Consider the following 21,136-nt stretch of genomic DNA (forward strand, 5'->3'; position numbering starts at 1 on the left):
CCAAGCTGCAGATAAAACTATCGCGACGCCCCACTCATCACAGAGCCGGACATCGCGGAGAAAACGTCGCTTTATCTTTCGCCGGCTGCCATTCACTGACAACTGCGGCGTATCATACACATGTCAATTTATGAAAAACTGGACTCGAGGAATCCGTTCTTTTTAACCACGCGATCCAGATCAATCAGAGTGGATAACAACTCTTTCATGCGTCCCAAAGGTACTGCATTCGGGCCATCAGACATTGCCACTGCCGGATTCGGATGTGTTTCCATGAACAAGCCAGCCACACCAACCGCAACCGCGGCACGCGCCAGCACAGGCACGAACTCACGCTGCCCGCCTGATGTTGTACCTTGCCCACCTGGCAATTGCACAGAATGCGTTGCATCGAAAACGACCGGGCAATTGGTTTCACGCATAATTGCCAGCGAGCGCATATCTGACACCAGATTGTTATAGCCGAACGAAGCACCACGTTCACAGGCCATGAAATTATCTTCATTCAGGCCTGCCGCTTTCGCCGCAGCTCGCGCTTTAGCAATCACGTTGACCATATCATGCGGTGCCAGAAACTGCCCCTTCTTGATATTCACTGGCTTACCGGAGCGACCACAAGCTTCGATGAAGTCAGTCTGACGGCACAGAAAAGCGGGCGTTTGCAGCACATCGACCACCGCCGCAACTGGCGCGATTTCATCTATCGCATGGATGTCCGTCAATACTGGAACACCAATCTGCTTTTTAACTTCAGCCAGAATGTCCAACCCCTTTTCCATGCCAAGTCCACGGAAAGAAGTACCGGAAGAACGATTCGCTTTGTCAAAAGAGGATTTGTAGATAAACGGAATCCCCAATGCTTGCGTGATCTCTTTCAACTGACCTGCAGTATCAAACGCCATTTGCTGAGATTCAATTACACAAGGGCCTGCGATCAAAAAGAATGGCTGGTCGAGACCAACATCAAATCCGCATAATTTCATGCTTATTTTCCTTGAGCCTTTTTATGGGCAAGTGCAGCTTTGGCGAAAGAAATGAACAATGGGTGGCCATCACGTGGAGTTGACTTGAACTCAGGATGGTATTGAACACCCATATACCAAGGATGTACATCGCGTGGCAACTCCATGATCTCGCACAGACCTTCTGTCGCCGTCCGGGAAGAAACAACCAGACCAGCCGCTTCTACGCGATCAAGGTAATGATTATTCGCTTCATAGCGATGACGGTGACGCTCGGTCACTGAGTTGCCGTAAATTTCTGCAGCCAGCGTGCCGGGTTTGATGTCGCAAGTCTGCGCACCGAGACGCATGGTGCCGCCGAGGTCCGAATTTTCATCGCGGCTCTCAACTTTGCCATCATGATTTTGCCATTCATTGATCAGCGCAACCACTGGCTGTTCTGTCTCAGGGTCAAACTCTGTGGAATTTGCCAATGTCAGTCCAGCTTTGTTACGGGCATATTCAATCAACGCAACCTGCATACCGAGGCAGATGCCGAGGTAAGGTATTTTGTTTTCGCGTGCATAGCGCGCAGCAAGAATCTTACCTTCGACGCCGCGTTTTCCGAATCCGCCTGGTACCAGAATCGCATCGTATTTTTCCAGCGCTTTAGTACCATGTGCTTCGATTTCTTCGGAATCAACGTATTCGATATTCACGCGGCTTTCGGTATGAATACCGGCGTGACGCAACGCTTCTGTCAACGATTTATAAGACTCGGTCAGATCGACATACTTACCAACCATGCCGATAGTGACTTCTTCTTTTGGATTTTCCAGCGCATAGATCAATTTATCCCACATAGATAAATCTGCTGGCTTCGGTGACAAAGCCAGTTTGTCGCAAACGATTTTATCCAGCCCCTGATCGTGCAGCATCTGTGGAATTTTGTAGATGGTGTCGGCATCCCACACAGAAATCACTGCATCTTCTGCAACGTTGGCAAACAAAGAAATTTTCGCCCGTTCATCATCAGGGATACGGCGGTCAGCGCGGCACAATAAGGCATCAGGGAAAATACCGATCTCGCGCAATTTTTGTACGCTGTGCTGCGTTGGTTTGGTTTTCAATTCACCGGCAGCGGCGACGTAAGGCACCAGCGTCAGATGCACGAAGGCAGCGGCGTTACGCCCTGCGCGCAGACTCAACTGACGTGCGGCTTCGAGGAAAGGCAATGATTCGATATCACCGACGGTACCGCCGATTTCAACCAGCGCCACATCTGCGCCTTCAGCGCCACGGTAAATAAATTCCTGAATTTCATTGGTGATATGCGGAATCACCTGCACGGTCTTACCGAGATATTCGCCGCGACGTTCTTTGCGGATCACGGATTCATAAATCTGACCGGTCGTGAAATTGTTTACTTTCTTCATTTTTGAAGAAATAAAACGCTCATAGTGTCCCAGATCCAGATCAGTTTCAGCACCGTCATCGGTAACAAATACTTCACCGTGCTGGAATGGGCTCATGGTACCCGGATCAACGTTAATGTACGGATCCAGTTTGAGCATAGTGACTTTGAGGCCGCGTGATTCAAGGATGGCGGCGAGAGAGGCGGCAGCGATGCCTTTACCCAATGAGGAGACTACGCCCCCCGTAACGAATACAAACTTAGTCATTGCAGAAGGTGCCGAACGGCACAAGCGGGAAATTCGAATTATACATCACTCTCGGACATGTACGCGAATTCCCCCTTCGCACTAACAACTTATTTTGCCTTACATCGCATAAGAAAATTGCAATCTGACAAAATTCTGCGCGCCAGTCGCATCTGATATTTCCTTGATTTCATTTGCTCTTCGCAACACGGATGCACTGACGGCATATTTTTCAGCCTGCCATAAATAACCCAGCTCTATTTCTCCCCCTGATCGTTTGGGTGTGAGCTTTCCCTGTTCGTTATTGAAGTAGCCGCCTTGTATCGTTGCGTTATAGCCCACGACTTTTGCCTCTGCTCTGGCAAACGCATAACTTGCAGGCTGATGCGGCAGACGATTCAAGGTGCCGGCACGCAATTCCAGCTGCGCGCTGGCATCCGTAAATATATTGCCGAACCGCGCTTTGAAGCGTGGCGAAATATCCACTCCCTCAAACGGCAATAAACGTCCCGGCGACATTTCTGTACCCAAAACCAGACCCCACTCGTTGCGCAATTGCGTGCTCCAGGCTTGAGGCTGCGCCTGCTGCAAAATACGGTGCAGATGATTTTGCGTCCACTCGCCGCCAGCGCAAGGTCCGAGGCAGCCAACATCCACGCTCCAGCGCCAGCTGCGTCCTGTCATCTGCGTTTTCTGACCGAACACCCCGGCATATAACCAGCCGGCATAGGGATGGTCATTTCGCGCCAACTGCGACGGCAGTAGTTTGATGTCGGACGATGTATATAAATCCTGCCCAATACGCCATCCGTATTCGGTCGATTGCTCGGCTGTCTGACGGACAAAGCTTTGCTGCAAATGATTACCGCTGGTATAAAAACGATCGTCCTTATTCATCAACAGACTATCGTTTTCAATTTCCAGTTGCCAGATGGTTTTTCCAGCTTCCCTGACCTGAACAAACTCAGACAAGGATGGCAAGATATGGCTGTCGTCGGCAAAAGCAAAGCTGCTCAGACACAACGTCGTCAGCGCAGACAAAGATAAAACTAATTTTCTTGATCTCATCATTTTTTATTTCGGATATAAATTCAATTCAGTCAGCGTCTGCCTAACTGCAGCCGCTGTTTGCAAGGGCACTTCCATCGGGATCAGATGCCCACCCTGTATCAGGGTGTAGTGCTTACCCATCAGTTTTTTAGTGTAAAAGTCTCCCGCCTGACGACACTCAACAGACTCTGTTCCACCGACAAAACCGATAGGTACTGACGGTGGATTCCGTAGCAAACGTCCCAAATTATGCGGCAAGGTACGATAGATTGCCGTTTCCACTTCGCGTGTAAAACGTAAAGTCACGCCTTCAGGACAAGGCTTAACGCCTGCATGTATGTAATCCCACAATACCTCAGGCGGCCAGATGGCGAATAATTCTTTGGCAGCGAAATGCTGGTAGGCTGCTTCCTTATCTTTCCAGATATGCCTGCGCTTTTCAGCAAAACGGGCTGGCGACACTTTTTTATCCAGATCAAATGCCTTGAATATACGCAGCAGGAAAGCGCGCCAGCCTGCAACGATAGGCGAATCCAGAACAACCACGCCCCTTACCAAATCTGGACGTTCAGAAGCAGCAAGCAAGCAGAGAATGCCGCCCAGAGAGTGCCCCACCAGTATCACTGGTTGTGTGTAGCGTTCAAGCAGAGTTGCTATCAATTCCTGCACGAGGCAAGGCCAGCCATCCGTCACTGGATAAGCAGCGTTATGACCGACCATATCCGTGGAATGCACATCATAGACATCACGCAACTGATCAAGAAAAAGCCTGTAAGTACCGGAAGGGAAACTATTCCCATGAACAAAATGAAGGACTGGCTTAGCGGTTTTTTCCACCATAATGAATACTGCATTATTGTGCGTACCAATAACGCGCATGCTCCTGTCTGAATTGAGTAAACTGCAATGATGTACCGAATTGTAATGTGATTGCACCCGATTCATCGGTTCTTAGACGTTTTATTCCAAAATCAGCGTAGCGATTCCAGACTTCAGTTTTAGGATGATGGTAACGATTCAGATAGCCCAACTGAAAAATAGCTAACTCTGGTCGCACAGTTTGCAGAAACTCCGGCGTGGACGATGTACCGCTGCCGTGATGCGGCGCCAGCAACACATCAGCTCTGAGCTTATCCGGAATACTGTTCACCAGCTCATCTTCCTGCACTGCCTCGATATCTCCCGGCAATAACATGGCGTAATGACTGGTCGATACTTTCAAGACGCAACTGCGCGCATTCGGCTTCCATTTCGTGCTGTCATAGCTCGCCGCAACCGGCTGCAATATCTCGAACAAGATGCCATCCCAGCGCCATACCTGACCGGACTGGCAACGCCGGTGTTGTCGCGATTCAGCCACAATCGCACTGTCAGAATTCAATGAACTCAGCACCAGACTGACAGGCATTTGCTTCAGTATGCTCAATGCACCACCCGAATGATCGCTGTCGTTATGTGACACGATCATGGCATCGAGCCCATTGATGCCATGTGCTTTCAGGTAAGGCAAAATAATTCTGCTGCCGCTGTCCGATTCCGCAGAATAAGCCGGGCCGGTGTCGTACAACAAACGATGAGCACTGGTCTCGATTAACAACGCCATGCCCTGCCCAACATCCAGCGCAGTCACTTTCAGTTGTCCCTCAGCGACTGGTACTGGCTGATGAGAAATCAAAGGCAGGCAGCAAAATATCCCTAGCCAGCGCATAGGCCAGGCTTTCGGCAGCAACATCCAGACAACACCTGCCAGTGCCAGCGCAAACACCCAGAAAGGAGGATAAGCCGCAGTCCATACGGCTACCGGGAAAGCACTTAGCCAACTCAGAACAGTTGCCAGCTTTTGCACAGTCTCATGCGCCAGCGACAACACCACAGCAGACGCACCTGAAGGCAGAACGCTTCCCAGCAAAGCCAGAGGTGTCACGACAAAACTGATCAGAGGAATCGCGACGGCGTTCGCGAGTGGGCTGATCAGAGAAAACTGCCCGAATAAAAACATCGTCAGAGGAACCAGACCCACGGTCACGGCATACTGCGTTCGCGTCGCCACACGCAAGGATGATGCAAGCTGCTGTCGCCGGGTGACAGCACCACTGTCTTCATAGCCAACTGCAGCAAATAAAATAACGCCGACAGCACCAAAAGAAAGCCAGAACCCCGGAGACAGTACCGCCCACGGATCAAGTAATACAACCAATCCCAGTGCCAGACACAATACCGATGAAAAGCTGGTCACCCGACCATTCCAGACGGCCAGCGCAACGACGCACAGCATGTATAAGGTACGCTGCGCAGGCACACCAAATCCCGCTAATGCCACATACAGAAACGCAATAACAGCTCCGGCAAGCGCCGCTACTTTTTGCGCAGGCACCATCAAAGGCAGTGATAAGTTGAGAAAAAATGAATGTCGCCAGAGAAAAGAAATCAGCCCGGCGAACAAACCGGCGATCATCGTGATGTGTAATCCTGAGATGCTTATTAAGTGACCTATTCCCGCGCGATTGAACACCGTCCAGTCCGATTGCGAAATTTCGCGCTGGTCGCCGATTACCAGCGCAACAATCACTCCGGCATAGGCTTTCCCGGGCAACGCGGCATGAATACGATCGCGCAGCGTGGCGCGGCAACGCTCAACGACGTTAGAAATACTCCAGACAAATTCTTGCAGACGTTGATTCGGATAAACAGATGATGCGGGTCTGACGGTTCCCGTTGCGCGTATTCCCTGCTCCAGCAACCAGACTTCGTAATCAAAGCCATGTGGATTAGCAGAGCCATGCGGACGTTTTAACCGCAGATTGAATTGCCAACGTTCGCCCGGCTGCACATGCAAATCTTCCGTACCTTGATACGCCGACAAAGCGAGTTTTTCAGGAAAATGTTGACGTTCATCGACCGACAAATCGGGACTGATGACGCGCTCCACAGCAAAATTAAATCGTTCGCCCTGGTCAAAATATGCGGGCAAACTATCTATCGTTCCCAGCACAACCAGATCTTTGCCTTCATACTTTGCCGGCAAAGACCTCGTCAGATAAAAATGGGCGAACAGACTGGCCCAGACAAAACCAACAATGCCAGCAAACAGCATCTGGCATAACACTCTTACGACCGCAGGCAGTTTCTGATAGATAGAAAAACGATAGCCCGCCAGCATCAGCAAGACTGCAGCAAACAACATCAGGAAAAGAGTATGCACCTCCAGCAAGGCAGCTTGCTGCTGCACCAAAGTGACACCGATCGCAAGGCCGATGCACAGTGCCTGCATATCAGGATCTGCGCATACGCGGCAGCACCGCCTGTGCATTGGCGGTCGTTGCCATGCTGACGTCGACAGGCGTCACGCCGCGCAACCCGGCAAGCACAGCGGCGATTGCAGGCAACTCTGCCGGCGTATTCATCGCGTGTGGAATCCAGCTGGGAGACATATCCGGCGCATCTGTTTCCAACACCAGTGCGGTCAGAGGTAACTCTGTCGCCAGCCGCCGGATTTGCAACGCACGCGTATAGGTCATCGCCCCACCCAGCCCCAGCTTAAAACCAAGATCGATAAATGTCTGCGCTTGCTGATGGCTGCCATTAAACGCATGCGCAATACCACCCGGTACGCAGATACGACGCAGATACTTGAGTACCGTATCCTGCGAACGTCGCACATGTAGTAACACCGGAAGTTCAAACTCACGCGCAATTTTCAGTTGCTCGCTAAAAAAAAATTCCTGCTTTTCCCGCAAAAGACTTTCTTTCAACGCGGGGACAAAAAAGTCGAGCCCGATTTCACCGATGGCGACAAAGCGATTCGCAGGCAGTTGATTCTGCACATCTGTCGCCACATTTGACGTGTTGTCCCGGCTCATCAATGCAGCCACTTTTTCACGCAAAAACAATAAGTCTTTCTCATCCGAAGTCGGCACATACATAGGATGAATACCGAGCGCGTAAAAACAATCCTCACGTTGCTGCGATAAAGCTTCGACGGCAGCGAAATTATTTTTATGTACTGCAGGAATCACGATTGCAGACACACCTGATTTCGCCGCTGCCTCAGCCAGAGCAAGGGATGCCCCGGCAAATTCAGAGGCATCAAGATGGCAGTGTGTGTCTATCCACATGCAGATAACTTTCCTTGAGTCTTTTTCTATATCACAGCATTTGCGGGTCAGTGCAATTGTTGTCTGGCGACCAGCACGCCATCGGCATCCGCGTAGATCCAGTCACCTGGAGAGACCGCAACGCCAGCAATAGCGATGCGCAGATTCTGCTCACCGCCGCCCCGTTTGATGCTCTTGACGGGCATCGCAGCCAGCGCGCGGACACCGATGTTACAGGCGTTGATTTCATCGACATCGCGAATACAACCATGAACGACGATACCGGCCCAGCCATTTTCCTCAGCCAGTACCGCCAGATTGCCGCCAACTAAAGCACAGCGCAGACTTCCTCCGCCATCAATCACGAGAACATGACCGTTACCCGGAGTCTCCAGCACTGAGCGCACCATGCCATTATCTTCAAACGCTTTCAGGGTGGTAGCAGGTCCGCTGAACTTTGTCATCGCCCCGTAACTCTTGAATACCGGTGGCAGTGCTGCCAGCTCACCGCTCGCCAATTTATCTTCGTTAGCATCACAGATATCGCAGCTTGCAAAGCTCATGAGTTGTCCTCTTTCTTATTATTCAAGCCTGCCAAAAGTGGCAGACCGAATCATTTTAGCCTGAGACTATGCGGCAGCCAATGCCCGGGTACGACCGCCGACATTGACTGCAGTCAGTATCGTCAGCACCTGAAATACACCGACGCAGATAAACACCCACGAAGAATGACGGCCATCCATGATGGCGCCAAACAGCAACGGCGCAACTGCCAGCCCGGAATCCAGACCGGAATAGACGATGCCATACACGCGGCCAGTCGCATTTTTCGGCGTTGCAGCGCGAATCAACAAATCACGGGATGGTCCGGCGATACCGGAACCAAAGCCGATTCCCGCCATCAGCACTATCGCCATCAGCGTGTTCGACCAACCGGTCGCCAGCAACAGTGAAAACACACCGGCCAGACTGAATGCAAGCGTAATAATTCTGTCGTGGTGACTGGCTCTGGCGGCCAGAAAACCGCCCAGCAACATGCCGCATGCCGACGCCAGCATGAACATGGTGTAAGCCGTGGTCGCTGCGTTTAAGGACATGCCATACAGGTCACGCAAACCCGCGGCGGAAAAACTTTGTATGCCACCCAGCGCCATCGCCGACATAAAAAAGAAACCGAAGCACATCCAGATCGCGGGAAGTTTCAGGAAATCCAGCACACCTTCTTTCGTATGAGCACTGGCATGTGGATGCGCCGGATGAACGATGTCGGTATGCAATAAATCGCGATAAATAAACAAGAGCGTCAGCACCATGAAAGGCAGAAAGGCTGCACAAAATAAGGCGGTGCGCCAGGTCGTGAATTGCGCAATCGTGACCAGAAAAACAGGCGCCGCAGCCCAGCCCAGATTACCGCTGATGCCGTGCACAGAAAATGCGTATCCCAGCCGCGCTGGTGACACCCGTTTATTCAGCAAAGTATAGTCAGAAGGATGGAACACACTGTTACCAACACCGGCCAGCATCGCCCCCAGCAACAACATTGCATAATTTTGTGCCGATGACAGCACCAGCGCGGCAAATCCAAGGCAACTGATACCAAAGAATAAGACCGTACGTGCACCGAGTTTATCGACGACAAACCCGGACAAAGCCTGCCCTATACCTGAAATGACAAAGAACACCGTCATCAACAAGCCAAGTTCGGCATACGACAAACTGAAGGCTTCTTTAATCCAGGGAAACAAAGGTGCCAGAATCATATGAAAAAAATGCGAAATAGCGTGGGCGACGCCGACCAGACCTATCACCATCGCATCTTGTTTTACCTGAGTAGGCGGCACTGGCGAGCCGGGCACAATTTCTGCTGTAGACATAAAAACTCCGGAATTTGAAGAAAACAGCGTCAGTCTAAGGAATTTCCCTCAGGCAGATTTAAGATAACATGACATTATTTATCTCAAAACTGCCATATTATGCGTACTCGCCAACTGACGCGCTATCAACCACATCCGCCGGAAAGACATCCGACACCAATGCGTCCGATACGGCTCAATTCCAGGGATATGAAACATGCCAGAAATCTGGAAGCACATCAGCACGCATGGGGACAACTAACCTATACACCTCAAGGAATGCTACAGGTGCTTGCTGATGGCAATATCTGGTTTGTACCACCAATGCGTGCAGTATGGATACCGCCAGACATGGTGCATGAAGTGCGCACCTTTGCAAATTCGCAGTTACGCGTGCTACAAATACACAAGGATTTCAATCCATTTCCCACCGACAGTTGCGTAATCATCGAAGTATCTGGCCTGTTACGCGAGCTGATCGCGGCAATGGCACAATTTGAGCGGGGATGCAGTCGTGAAACTCACCTGTTTGAAGTGATCTTTGACGAATTGCGGGCAGCCAGACCGCTGCCCATTCACTTACCCATGCCTCAAGACAAAAGGCTCAAAAACTTATGCGAACGTCTGCTCAGCAATCCCGCCAATCAGGAAAGTCTGGATCTGTTGGCAAAACATAGTGGCGCATCAGCGCGAACTCTGAGCCGTTTATTTCACAAAGAGCTAAGCATGAGTTTCAGTCACTGGCGTCAGCAAATGCGTCTTGCGATGGCAACGCCGCTCATCGCATCAGGCATGTCATTATCACAAGTCGCAACAGAACTCGGCTATACCAGTCAGTCTGCTTTTTCTGCGATGTTCAAAAAGACGCTGGGTACAACTCCGACTATTTTCTTTAATAGAAGACCTCTCAGCAGAAAAAACAGCAACTCAATTCAGCAGACATAAAAAAAGGCGGTGCTGATGCACCGCCGTAACTTGCTCCCGGCTATTTAATCACACTTTACCGAAAACAAGTTCACCATCTTTCGCATCAACCGAAATAATATCTTTCGGTCCGAATTTTCCTTGCAAAATTTGCTTCGACAAAACATTTTCGATTTCCTGCTGTATCGCACGTTTCAAAGGACGTGCGCCATACACAGGATCGAAGCCAGCTTCGGCAATTTTCAGCAAGGCAGCATCGCTGACTTGTAAGCCCATCTCCATTTGCGACAAACGTTGCTCCAGCGTTTTGAGCTGTATCTTCGCAATCGCACCGATGTTTTTAGCGTCCAGCGCATGGAATACCACGATCTCATCAATCCGGTTAATGAATTCAGGCCGGAAATGGGTTTTCACTTCGCCCATGACTGCCATTTTCACGACCTCAGGATCACTGCCTTCCATCGCCTGTATCTGATGCGAGCCCAGATTCGATGTCATTACGATCACGGTATTTTTAAAGTCCACAGTGCGACCTTGTCCGTCGGTCATACGACCATCGTCCAGCACCTGCAACAAGACATTAAATACATCGTGATGTGCTTTTTCCACCTCATCAAGCAAAATCACACTGTATGGTTTGCGGCGTACTGCTTCGGTCAGATAACCACCCTCCTCATAGCCGACATAACCCGGAGGCGCACCGATCAGCCGAGCCACGCTGTGTTTTTCCATGAATTCACTCATATCGATACGAATCAACGACTCTTCGGTATCGAACATGAAATTTGCCAGCGCTTTACACAGCTCAGTTTTACCGACACCGGTCGGGCCAAGGAACAGGAAAGAACCGTACGGACGGCCAGGATCACCCAGACCGGCACGCGAACGGCGGATCGCATCAGAAACAGCAACGATCGCCTCGTGCTGACCAACTACGCGTTCATGCAGCGCATCTTCCATGTGTAGCAATTTTTCGCGCTCGCCCTGCATCATGCGAGAAACCGGGATACCGGTAGCACGTGAAACAATTTCGGCAATTTCTTCTGCGCCCACTTGCGTACGAAGTAATTTCAGCTTGCTGCCGTCAGCCTCGGGCTCTTTATCTGACTGTTTGTCAGCTTGTTTGAGCTGAGCCTCCAGCTCAGGCAAACGTCCGTACTGCAACTCTGACATGGTTTGCCAGTCACCCTTGCGTTTTGCCTCCTCCATCTGGACGCGGATTTTCTCTATCTCTTCCTTGATGTGCGTACTGCCCTGCACCATGGCTTTTTCGGCTTTCCAGACTTCTTCCAAATCAGCATATTCACGCGACAGTTTGTCGATTTCTTCCTCGATCAGCGCCAGACGTTTATGGGACGCTTCATCCTTTTCACGTTTCACCGCTTCACGTTCGATTTTCAACTGAATCAGACGACGATCGAGCTTATCCATCACCTCTGGTTTCGAATCGATCTCGATCTTGATTTTTGATGCAGCTTCATCAATCAGATCAATTGCCTTATCAGGCAAAAAGCGGTCGGTGATATAGCGATGCGACAATTCAGCCGCAGCGACAATTGCCGGATCGGTAATGTCAACGCCATGATGGACTTCGTATTTTTCCTGCAAGCCACGCAGAATCGCAATCGTTGCCTCGACGCTAGGCTCATCAACAATAATCTTCTGGAAACGACGCTCCAGCGCGGCATCTTTCTCGATGTATTTGCGGTATTCATCCAGCGTAGTCGCGCCTACGCAATGCAACTCGCCGCGGGCCAGTGCCGGTTTCAGCATATTGCCGGCATCCATCGCACCTTCGGCTTTACCCGCGCCGACCATGATGTGCAACTCGTCGATGAAGACGATGGTTTGCCCTTCATCAAGCGCTATTTCTTTCAGCACCGCTTTCAGGCGCTCTTCAAACTCACCACGGAATTTCGCCCCCGCCAGCAACGCCGCCATATCCAGCGACAACACGCGTTTGGATTTCAGACTGTCCGGCACTTCGCCATTGACGATACGTTGCGCCAGACCTTCGACAATCGCGGTTTTACCGACACCGGGTTCACCGATCAGCACAGGATTATTTTTACTGCGACGCTGCAAAATCTGAATCGCACGACGGATTTCATCATCACGCCCGATCACAGGGTCAAGCTTGCCCAGACGTGCCCGTTCGGTCAGATCGAGTGTGTATTTTTTCAATGCTTCGCGCTGTCCCTCGGCATCCTGCGAATTGACGTTACCGCCACCGCGCACTGCCGAAATCGCGGCTTCTAATGATTTACGGGTCAGGCCGTTTTCACGCGCCAGTTTGCCTGCTTCGGATTTATCATCGGACAATGCCAGCAATACCATTTCACTTGCCAGAAACTCGTCACCGCGTTTTTGCGATTCCTTGTCTGCCAGATTCAGTAAGCCGGTTAATTCACGACCTATCTGCACCTGGCCATCGGTGCCGGAAACTTTCGGCAGACGATCCATGGCGCTTTTGAGTCCGTTCACAAGCGCATTGACATTCACACCTGCGCGTTGCAGCAGTGAACGGCTGCCGCCATCTTCCTGATTGATTAAGGCCAGCAGCACATGTACTGGTTCTATATATTGATTGTCATTGCCGACTGCCTGACTTTGCGCGTCAGCCAGTGCTTCCTGTAACTTGGTAGTGAGTTTATCGAGACGCATTTGCTGCTCCTGTATGATGAATTATCGCTACAATTTGGGACGGCTATGCTGATTTCAAGCATGATCAAAAGATACTGCCTGCCTTATTTTTCGGCAAATCAAATTTGAAAATATATACCTTGAATTACGCTTTGTTTGCGCCATATCACGCTTTTCCGGCGGTACTTTCTGACGACGCAAATTTTGGCAAGTCAGAAACAATCTGAGCTGTTCAAAAGAACAGCTCAGAGGCACTCGATGAGCGAATACAACAGATGTGGCCGGACTCAGGAAAACCGGCGCTGCGTTTTAAAATCTTCGGTGGCCTGCACCAGCGCAGAGGCAATCCCCGGCTCCATCGCGGCATGACCGGCGTCACCAATCACATGGTAAGCGGCTTCCGGCCACGCCTGATGCAGGCGATAGGCCGATACCGGTGGACAGATCACGTCATAACGCCCTTGTACGATCACGGCCGGCAGATGGCGGATTTTGGCTATGTTGCGGATTAAGGCATCGTCTTCCATGAAAGCGCCGTGCAGCATGTAATGCGCCTCCAGACGACCGATGCCGAGGCTGACCTCATCGGATTCGAAACTGGCTATTGCCTCGGCTTGTGGCTTCAGAAACAGGCAGGAACCTTCGTAACGACTCCAGTTACGCGCAGCTTCCATGTAGATCGCCGGATCATCGCAAAACAAGCGTTTCACATACGCCTGCAGCAGATCGCCACGCTCTTCAATTGGAATCGCTTCAGCAAAACGCTGATGAATTTCAGGATAAAAATATCCCATGCCATTGACGAACCAATCAACCTCGGTCTTAGTGCACAGGAAAATGCCACGCAGGATAAAACCAAGGCAGCGTTCAGGATGCGCTTCGCCATACGCCAGTGCCAGTGTGGAACCCCAGGAACCGCCAAAGACCAGCCATTGCGGTATGCCGAGCATGACGCGAATTTTTTCTATGTCTTCAATCAACAGCGCTGTGGTGTTATTCCGATATTCGCCCAGCGGGGTGGATTTACCGGCGCCGCGCTGATCGAATAACACGATGCGGTAATGCGCAGGATCAAAAAAACGACGGTGCGACGGTGAAGTGCCCGCACCGGGGCCACCGTGCAGGAACAGCACTGGCTGCCCTTCAGGATTACCGCACTCTTCCCAGTACAGCGTATGCAGCTCATCCACCGCCAGCGTGCCGCTACGGTAGGGTTCAATTTCAGGAAAAACAGTGCGCATGGTGTCGCTTGTCATGATGTCAGTTCAGTCAGATGATGTGGTTTACAGTAGTGTACGGAAGGGCAAGTATGTGCAGGGACACGGCACGACACGGCGAAATAGTTGCAGCAAGCCAAAAACCAGAAAAAACAGCCTTTTAAGAGTTAAATATACTCCCCCGAGTATATTTTAAAGCCCTTTGTTTTCGCTGAGAATAAGGCAAAAACAGGACATACTCCCCCTTTTTCAATAATTCAACCAGCGATAGCGCGGTAACTGGCAAAACCAGCAAAGCAGCACAGGATAGAGCCCAGCAAATGCACGCTGATGTGTGCCAGCGCCCAGCCAAACTCGCCCCGCTGCAGCAAGGTCATGGATTCGGCAGAAAACGTGGAAAACGTGGTCAGGCCGCCGAGAAAGCCTGTCACCAGAAATAATCGCCACGCCGGTGACAAATCGGGGTAAGCCGTAAAAAAAGCCACCGCCAGCCCGATGATATAACCACCGCCCAGATTCGCGGCCAGCGTTCCCACCGGCAATTGCGTCAGTACGCCATTGAGCCACAAACCCAGCCCCCAGCGCAGCCATGCGCCCAATGCGGCACCGCTACCAACCGCCAGCCAGCCCAGCCAGTTCATGCTGACGCTCCGTCAGGTGAGGCAGAATCTGTCGCGGCATTGTTTGCAGAGATGCCCCATTTGTTCAGCGCCTGATCATCGGCTTCGCGCGCATCAACCCAGCGTGCTCCTTCCGGTGTCTGCTCTTTTTTCCAGAACGGCGCCTGCGTTTTCAGATAATCCATGATGAATTCGCAGGCAGCAAAGGCTTCGCCACGGTGCTTCGATGCAGTCACCACGAGCACGATCTGATCGGCAGGCATTAAAGCGCCGACGCGATGAATGACCAGCGTATCGAGCAGCGCCCAGCGCGCGTTTGCCTGCACAACGATGTCCTCAAGCGCTTTTTCCGTCATCACGGGATAATGTTCCAGCTCCATCGCTGACACATTCTGACCATCATTCAGATCACGCACAACGCCGACAAAACTGACGATGGCACCAATCGCGGTATTGTTTTTACGCAGGTTGGCGACTTCGGTACTCAGATCAAAATCTGCTGTCTGCACGCGCACAGTCATGATTTAACCTCCGGTCACAGGTGGGAAGAATGCCACTTCACCGCCTTCGCTGATGGGTGTTTCCGCATCACACATCACATGTGCAAACGCCATGCGCAACGCACGGTCATCGGCCAGCACGTCTGCCCAGAGACCGCCACGCGACTGCAGATACGCCCGCACGCCGCCAACGGTGGTGACTTCATCCGGCAAAGTAACGGTTTCTTCAGATAAGCCGAGTTTTTCACGAACGCTGGCAAAAAAACGTAATTGAATTTTCATGATGCAATTTTATCGGTAAGGCGGAAAAATCTAAAATGATGCGAACGGTAAAAAACGTACCTGATCGCCAGCCTGAATGACCTGCCCCGGTGCCACGTCAATCAAACCATCGCCCCAGACGGTAGATGTCAGCACGCCTGAACTCTGATTCGGGAATAAATCCAGCCCGCCTTGCGGATTGATGCGGGCGCGCAAAAACTCATTACGGCGATCGGGTTTAGGCCAATTGAAATCGGCACGCATGACGTAAGATTGCGGCGCGACCTGCTCAACACCTTGCATACGCAACAGAAACGGGCGCACAAATAACAGGAAAGTCACATAACTCGACACCGGATTTCCCGGCAGACCGAGGAAAAATGCCTGCCCGACTTCACCAAAGGCGAGCGGCTTACCCGGTTTCACAGCGATCTGCCACATATTCAGACGCCCTTCCGCTTCCACCGCGGGCTTGATGTGATCCTCTTCACCAACGGAAACCCCACCGGAGGTAATAATTAAATCATGTGCCTGTGCTGCTTTACGCAAGGTATCACGCGTCGCCGCCAGTGTATCCGGCACGATGCCGTAGTCAGTAATCTCGCAGCCCATGTCCTGCAGCAGGCCGGTGAGCGTAAAGCGATTGGAGTTATAGATTGCACCCGGTTTCAACGCTTCACCCGGCATCGCCAGTTCGTCACCGGTAAAAAAGACTGCAACCCGTGGTTTGCGGATGACGGGTAATTGCGCCAGTCCAACCGAGGCCGCCAGCCCAAGTTCCTGCGCCCGCAAGCGGGTTCCGGGCTGCAATATGGTCGCACCAGCAGCGATATCTTCACCCTGACGGCGTATCCATTCGCCTGTTTGCGGTTGATGACGGATGACGACATAGTCACCATCAACCACGCATTGCTCTTGCATGACGACGGCGTCGGCTCCGGCTGGGATCATCGCTCCGGTAAAAATTCGGGCAGCCGTTCCGGCTTCCAATGGTGCGCCTATATGTCCGGCTGGAATCCTCTGAGCGACCCGCAGGCGCGCTTCGCCGCTGACGCAATCGGCTGCCCGCACCGCGTAGCCGTCCATTTGCGTGTTGTCCATCGGTGGCACGTGCAGCAGTGAAGACTGTGTCTGTGCCAGCACGCGGCCATGCGCATCGATCGTCGGAATGAGATTGGTGTCAGTCAGCGGGCGTGCCGCTGACAATAAAAAATTGAGCGCCTGATCGACGCTCAACATAGATTTTTTTTCGGTCATATCACATGCTCAGGAATGATGAAGTACGTATTCCCGCATTGTATCCCGAAGGCAGTAATGACACACTGCTACCTTCGGGGGATACGACACATCCGCATTACTGCATAGGAATCAGCTGACCGTTTTGCATTGTCACCCGTATCCGGTCGCCGACGCGATAACCGGCGTGGTTATCGATCAGCATGGTGCGTGTCTCGCCGTTAGGAAATTGTACGGTCAGTTCGGTGCGCATTTTCTGCCCTGCCGAACCACGCTCCATCTGGTTACCGACGATACCGCCAGCAATGGCACCGCCTATCGTGGCCAGGTCATTGCCAGTGCCTTTGCCGACCTGATGGCCAAGCACACCACCAACCAGCGCGCCAACCACGGTTCCCGCACCCGATACATTACCGTCAACAGCAATATTACGCATACCGACGATCGTTGCCAGTTCGCCATAATTTTGCTGATTCTGATACTGGTTCTGGTATTGATTCTGATACTGAGGATATGTATTCGGCTGACGATCTGGATATTGTCGGGAATGCTGGTGCGGATATTGATTCGGATATTGCTGTGGGTAGTTTTCGGTATAGCGTTGATTTGCACAGCCGGAAAGTGCTGTGATCACCAACGTCGTTACCAGTATTTTAGTTCGCATGTCTGACTCCCAAAAAGATCGCATCTAGTGATAACGCAAAAGTGCCGCCGCATGTTGACACGGATATGAAACTGAAGCGCAAGATATCCTCTATTTCCTTCACGGCGGTTCACTCGTAAGCAATCCGACGAATAGAGAATTTACATTGTCATTTTTCAACATGACTATAATCTTCCACTGACAACCATATCTGATCAGGTCAATCATGTTGAATACGACTGTTTTTCGCCACTACTGGCAACAATTACTCTCTGTCGCCTTGATCGTCTGTACCTGCGTTCCGTTGAAAGGATACGCTGAAAATACCGCGTACCGCTTCTCGCCGGTCAATCAATACGACATCAATCTGACCGCCGCATACTGGAATCCGATCATTAATTATGTCTCAGAGAAAAGCGGCGTCAAACTAAGTTTAAAAATAGGCAGAACATCTGCTGATACAACCAGTTTTGTTTTGGCCAAAGAAGTCGATTTTGCATTTACCAATCATTTATTTTCCCCTGATCGCGAAAAGTTAGGCTGGAAAGTGTTTGGTCGCAGAAATGTGCCGCCCGTCAGCGGGCAAATCGTCGTCCCTGAAGATTCGCCAATTACCGACATCAGTCAACTGAAAGGTAAGGACATCACATTTCCTGGCCCGGAAGCGCTGGTCGCTTACAAAGTGCCGATGGCACACCTGATCAGCAAAGGTATTGACGTGAATGTTATTTTTGGCGGCAATCAGAATGGCGCCCTCGCACAGTTACTGGCAGGTAAAGTGCAGGCGACAGGCGGTAATTCGCAATTAATCGCTGCTTATTCAACCCGCGAAAAGAAAAAATTCCGCATTCTGTGGTCGTCTGAACCTTATTATGATCTGGCATTGATGGCGTCGAATAAAGTAAAACCAGCCGATTTAAAAGCAGTCTCTGACGCTTTCTTCAATATGAAAAATGATCCGCAAGGAAAAGAGATATTGCATCAGGCGTCCACAAAAATCGGCCTGACGGGCGATACTTACTTCATCCCATCGGATGGCAGTGAATACGCGAGTTACAGAAAATTTTATCAATCGGCTCCCGCAAGCTTACGTTAAATCTTTCTTAAAAAGCCCATCAAGTGCGACTCTCAAGATTTTTTCTACCGAAATCGCTGGTACTGCGGGTGTACTTGCTGTACTCCGCCACCTGGCTGTTATTGATGTGTACCGGCGTTGCCTTATATTACGAAACACGTTTTACGCAGGAAATTGAAGAGGTGCAGGAATCCGCCAGTTCCATGCTAGAAGTCGCAGCGAGAACCGTTACCGACAGCGCCGTCATCGGGGATTATGACAGTATCAAACATACGCTAGACAGCATGGTACTCAGCCCTAATTTTGCTGCAGCAAAATTCATCCCCATGCAGCAAGGTCTTATCGAAAGCTCCCAGAGAAGCAACATCAATAAAAATGATATTCCTTCGTGGATTATTCGTCGGGTAGAAGATCATCTGTATGATGATAATCGCGTCATCAAAGTCGGCGGCGAAGATTACGGAGTATTGCGACTGGTTTACGATGACGCCCAAGTTGCTTATCGAATGTGGCAAATGATGCAGGTAGCATCAGCGTTGACGTTAGCAAGTTTCCTGTTCGGTCTGATATTGATTTGGTTCCCCCTTAAACTCTGGCTGGGAAGTCTGCAAAAATCAAAGGTTTTACAACTGGGAACGCTGAGCGGTCACGACAGTGAGTACGCCAAACTGATCCAGAATGCGCCACTGGAAATCAGAGCAACACTGATCGCCTTGCAAAACACTGCGAGTCAACTGCGCTCTGAACTCAATGAGCGCGAAAACACCCTCACTTCACTCAAGCAAATTCTGATCAGCCTGCTACCTGACGTCAAAGATAAACCTATCGAAGGAGAAAATATTTCTGTCATTCTCAGCAGCATAGAAAAACTGGTAGCTGAAGCCGAACAGATACGACAGGATCTGATAACAGCGAAAGAAGCTGCAGAAGGAGCCAACAAGGCAAAGAGTGCATTCCTCGCGAATATGAGTCACGAGATACGGACACCGATGAATGGCGTGATCGGCATGCTGGAGCTAAGCATGGATACGCCACTCACGGCTGAGCAACGAGAATTCCTGAATATGGCGCATAGTTCCGCTAAAAATTTGCTGGTCATCATCAACGATATTCTTGATTTCAGCAAAATAGAGGCCGACAAAATTGAACTGGAGTTCATCGATATTGAACTGCATGACTTATTGCATGAAATATTCAAGTTACACGAAATTAGTGCTCATAAGAAAAACCTCAGTATGCAATGTCATTTCGCTGAAGATTTACCCGATGTCATCGTCGGCGATCCAGTTCGCATCCGCCAGATCGTTCACAATCTGCTTGCGAATGCAGTGAAATTTACAGATCGGGGAGGCGTTCATTTCGATGTTGCCGTTAGTCGCGATGTAAAAGATGCGCCTCAGTTACTCGTTTCAGTTACTGACTCAGGTATTGGTATCCCGGCATCAGAACAAACCTATATCTTTGACGCATTTTCTCAACAAGATGCCTCTACCACACGTCGCTTTGGCGGCACAGGCCTGGGGCTCAGTATCAGCCATAAACTGGCACAACTCATGGGTGGGCGCATTTCCATACAAAGTGAAGTAGGAAAAGGAAGTAAATTCACATTCAGTTTTCCATTGAAATTTTCTGAGAAACAAACCCTGTCAGGCGAACGGAAACAACGTCAACATCAAAGTTCAGTTCAACGTCAGTTAAAAGTTTTAATTGCTGAGGACAATCTCGTTAATCAAACGCTGATTACAAATTTAGTTGAACGGCAAGGACACTCCACTACTCTGGCAAATAATGGCTTGGAAGCGATTAATTACTGGAAAGAAAATGAATTTGATCTGATTTTAATGGACATGCAAATGCCAGTCATGGGCGGCATGGAAGCAACAAAAGAAATACGTAAATTTGAAGAAGAAAAAAAGACCGCTTACAAAATACCGATATACGCATTAACAGCTTCGGCGATGTTGGACGAAAAAGAAGAAGCATTAAAATCCGGCCTTGATGGATACCTCACCAAACCAATCAACCGCGCTATCCTTTACGAAGTCTTAGCAAAAATTGCTGGCAATAAAGCGTAGTCGTAAACCAGTAAAATAACGGCCGCGCCTTTTCGACGGCATTCCAGTTCGGAGATCACATCGGCGTAGGCTACGTGTTCAGCAACGGCTGGGAAGCAGGCCTCAAGATTCAGCATTTCTCCAACGGCGCTATTAAAAAGCCCAACCCTGGGGTGAATGTCGCCACGGTTAAAGTTGGCTACCACTTCTAAGTGGTAGAGAATCGGGGCAGCAAAGCAAACAAAGGAGCCTGCGGGCTCCTTTTTCTTTACCCGGCGTACTGACCGCTGGTCAGTAAGATCGAAGAGCAGAAGACGGCTGAATAAGGAGTGGTAATGGGAAGAGACGTCAGGATCAGAAATAA

18 protein-coding genes and 1 pseudogene are annotated in these 21,136 nt (G+C 50.6%); 4 read left to right on the forward strand and 15 right to left on the reverse strand.

Going from position 1 to position 21,136, the window contains the following annotated elements:
- Positions 1-128 precede the first annotated feature (128 nt).
- The 8 genes from kdsA to H8K38_RS14845 form a co-directional block, all read right to left on the reverse strand.
- The gene (gene kdsA, locus H8K38_RS14810; protein WP_186885598.1) at positions 129-983 is read right to left on the reverse strand and encodes a 3-deoxy-8-phosphooctulonate synthase; all 855 of its coding nucleotides are present in this window, start codon (positions 981-983) and stop codon (positions 129-131) included.
- 2 nt (positions 984-985) lie between these two features.
- Positions 986-2,623, reverse strand: coding sequence for a CTP synthase (locus H8K38_RS14815; protein WP_186885599.1), 1,638 nt, complete (start codon positions 2,621-2,623; stop codon positions 986-988).
- 99 nt (positions 2,624-2,722) lie between these two features.
- On the reverse strand, positions 2,723-3,673 hold the full coding sequence (locus H8K38_RS14820) for a lipid A deacylase LpxR family protein (protein WP_186885600.1): 951 nt from the start codon (positions 3,671-3,673) through the stop codon (positions 2,723-2,725).
- A gap of 3 nt (positions 3,674-3,676) precedes the next feature.
- On the reverse strand, positions 3,677-4,531 hold the full coding sequence (locus tag H8K38_RS14825; RefSeq protein WP_255422996.1) for an alpha/beta fold hydrolase: 855 nt from the start codon (positions 4,529-4,531) through the stop codon (positions 3,677-3,679).
- Positions 4,506-6,923: a DNA internalization-related competence protein ComEC/Rec2 gene (locus tag H8K38_RS14830; RefSeq protein ID WP_186885601.1), complete on the reverse strand. Its 2,418-nt coding sequence runs from the start codon at positions 6,921-6,923 to the stop codon at positions 4,506-4,508. The genes H8K38_RS14825 and H8K38_RS14830 overlap by 26 nt, the downstream gene beginning before the upstream one ends.
- Before the next feature lies 1 nt (position 6,924).
- Positions 6,925-7,767: a TatD family hydrolase gene (locus tag H8K38_RS14835; protein WP_186885602.1), complete on the reverse strand. Its 843-nt coding sequence runs from the start codon at positions 7,765-7,767 to the stop codon at positions 6,925-6,927.
- 47 nt (positions 7,768-7,814) lie between these two features.
- Positions 7,815-8,309 (reverse strand): ribonuclease E activity regulator RraA, encoded by a 495-nt coding sequence (gene rraA, locus H8K38_RS14840; RefSeq protein ID WP_186885603.1) that lies wholly within the window; start codon positions 8,307-8,309, stop codon positions 7,815-7,817.
- A 66-nt stretch (positions 8,310-8,375) separates the two neighbouring features.
- Complete coding sequence (locus H8K38_RS14845) at positions 8,376-9,620, reverse strand: MFS transporter (RefSeq protein WP_186885604.1); 1,245 nt, start codon at positions 9,618-9,620, stop codon at positions 8,376-8,378.
- A gap of 99 nt (positions 9,621-9,719) precedes the next feature.
- Between H8K38_RS14845 and H8K38_RS14850 the strand changes: the two genes are divergently transcribed.
- On the forward strand, positions 9,720-10,544 hold the full coding sequence (locus H8K38_RS14850; protein ID WP_186885605.1) for a helix-turn-helix domain-containing protein: 825 nt from the start codon (positions 9,720-9,722) through the stop codon (positions 10,542-10,544).
- A 48-nt stretch (positions 10,545-10,592) separates the two neighbouring features.
- Here H8K38_RS14850 and clpB read toward each other — a convergent pair whose 3' ends face one another.
- The 7 genes from clpB to H8K38_RS14885 form a co-directional block, all read right to left on the reverse strand.
- Positions 10,593-13,187, reverse strand: a complete 2,595-nt coding sequence (gene clpB, locus H8K38_RS14855; protein ID WP_186885606.1) for an ATP-dependent chaperone ClpB — start codon at positions 13,185-13,187, stop codon at positions 10,593-10,595.
- A gap of 266 nt (positions 13,188-13,453) precedes the next feature.
- The gene (pip, locus tag H8K38_RS14860) at positions 13,454-14,407 is read right to left on the reverse strand and encodes a prolyl aminopeptidase (RefSeq protein ID WP_255422997.1); all 954 of its coding nucleotides are present in this window, start codon (positions 14,405-14,407) and stop codon (positions 13,454-13,456) included.
- A gap of 233 nt (positions 14,408-14,640) precedes the next feature.
- Positions 14,641-15,015 (reverse strand): fluoride efflux transporter CrcB, encoded by a 375-nt coding sequence (gene crcB / locus H8K38_RS14865; RefSeq protein WP_186885643.1) that lies wholly within the window; start codon positions 15,013-15,015, stop codon positions 14,641-14,643.
- 5 nt (positions 15,016-15,020) lie between these two features.
- On the reverse strand, positions 15,021-15,524 hold the full coding sequence (moaE, locus tag H8K38_RS14870; RefSeq protein ID WP_186885608.1) for a molybdopterin synthase catalytic subunit MoaE: 504 nt from the start codon (positions 15,522-15,524) through the stop codon (positions 15,021-15,023).
- A 3-nt stretch (positions 15,525-15,527) separates the two neighbouring features.
- The gene (moaD, locus tag H8K38_RS14875) at positions 15,528-15,785 is read right to left on the reverse strand and encodes a molybdopterin converting factor subunit 1 (protein ID WP_186885609.1); all 258 of its coding nucleotides are present in this window, start codon (positions 15,783-15,785) and stop codon (positions 15,528-15,530) included.
- A 30-nt stretch (positions 15,786-15,815) separates the two neighbouring features.
- A complete protein-coding gene (gene glp, locus H8K38_RS14880; RefSeq protein WP_186885610.1) occupies positions 15,816-17,021 on the reverse strand; it encodes a gephyrin-like molybdotransferase Glp in 1,206 nt (401 codons plus the stop codon).
- Positions 17,022-17,118: 97 nt separating this feature from the next.
- Entirely contained in the window at positions 17,119-17,664 is a 546-nt protein-coding gene (locus H8K38_RS14885) for a glycine zipper 2TM domain-containing protein (RefSeq protein ID WP_186885611.1), read from the reverse strand.
- Between the two features lie 205 nt (positions 17,665-17,869).
- Here H8K38_RS14885 and H8K38_RS14890 point away from each other — a divergent pair, with 205 nt between their 5' ends.
- From H8K38_RS14890 to H8K38_RS14900, 3 genes and pseudogenes are all read left to right on the forward strand, one after another.
- Positions 17,870-18,739: a phosphate/phosphite/phosphonate ABC transporter substrate-binding protein gene (locus tag H8K38_RS14890; RefSeq protein WP_186885612.1), complete on the forward strand. Its 870-nt coding sequence runs from the start codon at positions 17,870-17,872 to the stop codon at positions 18,737-18,739.
- 68 nt (positions 18,740-18,807) lie between these two features.
- Complete coding sequence (locus H8K38_RS14895) at positions 18,808-20,793, forward strand: ATP-binding protein (RefSeq protein WP_186885613.1); 1,986 nt, start codon at positions 18,808-18,810, stop codon at positions 20,791-20,793.
- A gap of 14 nt (positions 20,794-20,807) precedes the next feature.
- Positions 20,808-20,984, forward strand: a pseudogene (locus H8K38_RS14900) (acyloxyacyl hydrolase); the annotation flags it as partial.
- Between the last annotated feature and the right edge of the window lie 152 nt (positions 20,985-21,136).

It is taken from the genome of Undibacterium sp. FT79W, assembly GCF_014284215.1.
GTDB classification, from domain to species: Bacteria; Pseudomonadota; Gammaproteobacteria; order Burkholderiales; family Burkholderiaceae_D; genus Undibacterium; species Undibacterium aquatile.

Excerpts from the sequence above, each read along its gene's own strand:
- kdsA (WP_186885598.1), bottom strand. The coding sequence starts at position 983 with ATGAAATTATGCGGATTTGATGTTGGTCTCGACCAGCCATTCTTTTTG.
- H8K38_RS14815 (WP_186885599.1), bottom strand. The coding sequence starts at position 2,623 with ATGACTAAGTTTGTATTCGTTACGGGGGGCGTAGTCTCCTCATTGGGT.
- H8K38_RS14820 (WP_186885600.1), bottom strand. The coding sequence starts at position 3,673 with ATGATGAGATCAAGAAAATTAGTTTTATCTTTGTCTGCGCTGACGACG.
- H8K38_RS14825 (WP_255422996.1), bottom strand. The coding sequence starts at position 4,531 with ATGCGCGTTATTGGTACGCACAATAATGCAGTATTCATTATGGTGGAA.
- H8K38_RS14830 (WP_186885601.1), bottom strand. The coding sequence starts at position 6,923 with ATGCAGGCACTGTGCATCGGCCTTGCGATCGGTGTCACTTTGGTGCAG.
- H8K38_RS14835 (WP_186885602.1), bottom strand. The coding sequence starts at position 7,767 with ATGTGGATAGACACACACTGCCATCTTGATGCCTCTGAATTTGCCGGG.
- rraA (WP_186885603.1), bottom strand. The coding sequence starts at position 8,309 with ATGAGCTTTGCAAGCTGCGATATCTGTGATGCTAACGAAGATAAATTG.
- H8K38_RS14845 (WP_186885604.1), bottom strand. The coding sequence starts at position 9,620 with ATGTCTACAGCAGAAATTGTGCCCGGCTCGCCAGTGCCGCCTACTCAG.
- H8K38_RS14850 (WP_186885605.1), top strand. The coding sequence starts at position 9,720 with ATGCGTACTCGCCAACTGACGCGCTATCAACCACATCCGCCGGAAAGA.
- clpB (WP_186885606.1), bottom strand. The coding sequence starts at position 13,187 with ATGCGTCTCGATAAACTCACTACCAAGTTACAGGAAGCACTGGCTGAC.
- pip (WP_255422997.1), bottom strand. The coding sequence starts at position 14,407 with ATGCGCACTGTTTTTCCTGAAATTGAACCCTACCGTAGCGGCACGCTG.
- moaE (WP_186885608.1), bottom strand. The coding sequence starts at position 15,524 with ATGACTGTGCGCGTGCAGACAGCAGATTTTGATCTGAGTACCGAAGTC.
- moaD (WP_186885609.1), bottom strand. The coding sequence starts at position 15,785 with ATGAAAATTCAATTACGTTTTTTTGCCAGCGTTCGTGAAAAACTCGGC.
- glp (WP_186885610.1), bottom strand. The coding sequence starts at position 17,021 with ATGACCGAAAAAAAATCTATGTTGAGCGTCGATCAGGCGCTCAATTTT.
- H8K38_RS14885 (WP_186885611.1), bottom strand. The coding sequence starts at position 17,664 with ATGCGAACTAAAATACTGGTAACGACGTTGGTGATCACAGCACTTTCC.
- H8K38_RS14890 (WP_186885612.1), top strand. The coding sequence starts at position 17,870 with ATGTTGAATACGACTGTTTTTCGCCACTACTGGCAACAATTACTCTCT.